This window comes from Actinoplanes sp. NPDC051633, from assembly GCF_040681735.1.
Classification (GTDB): domain Bacteria; phylum Actinomycetota; class Actinomycetes; order Mycobacteriales; family Micromonosporaceae; genus Actinoplanes.
On sequence record NZ_JBFAZH010001394.1, the window covers coordinates 1 to 1,828 of the forward strand.

Annotated in this window: 2 protein-coding genes and 1 pseudogene; 2 read left to right on the forward strand and 1 reads right to left on the reverse strand. The window is 67.9% G+C overall.

Annotated elements, in window-relative coordinates; genetic code table 11:
• Window positions 1-94: 94 nt before the first annotated feature.
• Window positions 95-553 (forward strand): MaoC family dehydratase, encoded by a 459-nt coding sequence (locus AB0M20_RS41345; RefSeq protein WP_364306777.1) that lies wholly within the window; start codon window positions 95-97, stop codon window positions 551-553.
• On the opposite strand, the gene AB0M20_RS41350 is transcribed toward AB0M20_RS41345, so the two are convergent.
• Complete coding sequence (locus AB0M20_RS41350; RefSeq protein WP_364306778.1) at window positions 544-669, reverse strand: hypothetical protein; 126 nt, start codon at window positions 667-669, stop codon at window positions 544-546. The two genes, AB0M20_RS41345 and AB0M20_RS41350, sit on opposite strands and share 10 nt — an antisense overlap.
• 827 nt (window positions 670-1,496) lie before the next feature.
• On the opposite strand from AB0M20_RS41350, the pseudogene AB0M20_RS41355 reads away from it, so the two are divergent.
• Window positions 1,497-1,828 (forward strand): annotated as a pseudogene (locus AB0M20_RS41355) (hypothetical protein); the annotation flags it as partial.

The following is a 1,828-nucleotide window of genomic DNA, read 5'->3' on the forward strand; positions in this document are numbered from 1 at the left end:
GCGAGATCGTGGAGGCACTGCCCCGCACCGCATCCGGAAAGCTGCTGAAGGCGGAACTCCGCCGCTCGTACGGCGGCCCAACGAGAGGAACCACATGACCATCGTCGTGGACGGCATCGAGGCGATCAAAGGCCTGACCGGCAAGGATCTGGGCGCCACCGAGTGGGTCGAGATCACCCAGGACCGGGTGAACATGTTCGCCGACGCCACCGACGACCACCAGTGGATCCACGTCGACACCGGGCGCGCGGCGGCGGGCCCGTTCTCCGGCACCATCGCGCACGGCTTCCTGACGCTGTCGCTGACCGTCCCGCTGCTCGGCCGGCTGATCCGCTTCACCGGCATCGGGATGGGCATCAACTACGGCCTCAACAAGGTGCGGTTCCCCGCGCCCGTGCCGGTCGGCTCGCGGATCCGCATGCTCGGCACGGTCGCCGAGGCCACGCCGGTCGGCGGTGGCGGCGCACAGCTCGTCCTGGACTTCACGGTCGAGGCCGAGGGTTCGGCCAAGCCGGTCTGTGTGGCCCAGGCCGTGCAGCGTTTCTATCCCTGACGCCGGCGAGGATAGGCGGATCCGCCCTCCTCGGCGATCGGCACCACGACCACGAACGGTCCCTTCACCGACAGCCCGTGCGCCGGCGCACCCTGCACTGCCTCGGTGGCGGTCACTGGCCGGCACCGCGTGTGCCGCTCCGATCGCACGCCGGAACCCTGCGGCGGTCGTGGAGATCTTGGTGACGAATTCCTCAGTGGCGATCTGGACGCACCTCCGGAGCCGGGTGACCGAGGTCTCGCGGCCGGCCGGCCGGGACCGCCCGGGGCAGTTCGGACGGACCGCAGGGCCGGACGCCTCGGCGCCGTAAGCGCCTTTGCCATAGCCGTTCGCCGGCGCTTTGTCCACCGCCGGGAATTGCACCACGCGGCATTTGATCGTGGCTGGGAGAACGCCATTGAAGAAACGGATCCGGTCGCGCTCCGGCGTCCGGAAAATGTGTTGTTCCCGCAGGGCAGCGGCACCGGGCGGACCGGCCGGGGTGATCGCGAACAAATCCTATTCCGCGCCACCGGACGGACCCGGATCGCATGATCGGCCACCGGAGATCGCGAGGCCGGGAAGCGTGCGGAGGGCCGCGGTGATGCGACGAAATCGCATAAGGATCAGTCAATACCGAGGTACGCTTCGGCACAAGGTCACCACGAAGTAGGTCATGGACACAGCGAACCTTAAGGAAAGTTTTTCTTTCTCGAAACATTGAACCCGATGTTGCCGGGACCGGGTTGACAGCGCGTGACGCCACCTAGGACCATCGCCAGTCGACACGAGTACGTGTCGCGTTTGCTCAACGACGGGGAGGACGACGACGGTGCTGCCGACGGGGGTCGTCACACCTGATGGACCGGCACCGAGCGAGACCGCGGTCGTCGGCGTGCCGGATTCATGGCGCGTGCCGTTGCAGCGTAAGGGCGGCACGGGCGGCACGGGCGGTGCCCGTGCCATGTACGCTCCGGTGCCGCTGCCGCCCACCGACGCCGAGAAATACCTCTACGCCAAGCGCCGGCTCTTTCCGCTGACCTGCGCGTCCCTGATCAGCTTCAGCTGCCTGCTGATCAGCCAGACCAGCTTCATCAAGACCGCGCCGTGGCTGCTCTGGCTGGTCCCGCTCACCGTCTTCACCGTCGTCTACTACCTGATCTCGCTGGTGGTGAACGGGTTCACCCGCGGCTTCGACATGGAGGCGCACAAGCGCCTGGTGCGGGCGTGGCGGCCGGAGCGCTGGCCGTCGGTCGACGTCTTCCTGCCGGTCTGCGGCGAGGCGCCGTTCGTGCT

What these genes read in the sequence shown, in the direction of transcription:
- AB0M20_RS41345 (WP_364306777.1), top strand. Translation starts at nt 95, where the DNA reads ATGACCATCGTCGTGGACGGCATCGAGGCGATCAAAGGCCTGACCGGC.